Annotated in this window: 1 protein-coding gene; it reads left to right on the top strand. The window is 41.0% G+C overall.

The features are described from left to right. Nucleotides 1–125: 125 nt before the first annotated feature. Nucleotides 126–312, top strand: a 187-nt coding sequence (locus AB4585_RS25705; protein ID WP_372171609.1) for a hypothetical protein, incomplete at its 3' end; no start/stop codon positions are given.

Here is a 312-nt window from a genome sequence, read left to right as displayed (position 1 = left end):
AGCTTCGAGAGTATGGCTCGCGTTACCCTAACGTGGTTGTACTTTGTGGTGATGAAGTGTCCTTCAATGACGTTACAATTTTTGGGGCGACAGGTTGGTGTAATTTCGGTCACGATGAATATTTGATGACTCAGATGACGGCCAGTTATCCCGATTCCAGTTTGGGTCATATCCCGTTTGATTGTAGAAGAATCAAGTTAAAGGTTAATGGTATTTATAGGAAGTTGCCTGCGACCCGAATTTATCAAGAGAATAAGAAAGCGGTTAAAGATATTGGTCAGTTTCTTCTCGCTAATGTCTCAAACAAAAAAG

Origin of the sequence: Vibrio sp. 10N.222.49.C9 (assembly GCF_041474985.1) — a bacterium.
Taxonomy (GTDB): Bacteria; Pseudomonadota; Gammaproteobacteria; order Enterobacterales; family Vibrionaceae; genus Vibrio; species Vibrio crassostreae_C.
Note: the sequence above shows the minus strand (reverse complement) of the source record. Positions and strands in the feature narration are given on the sequence as shown.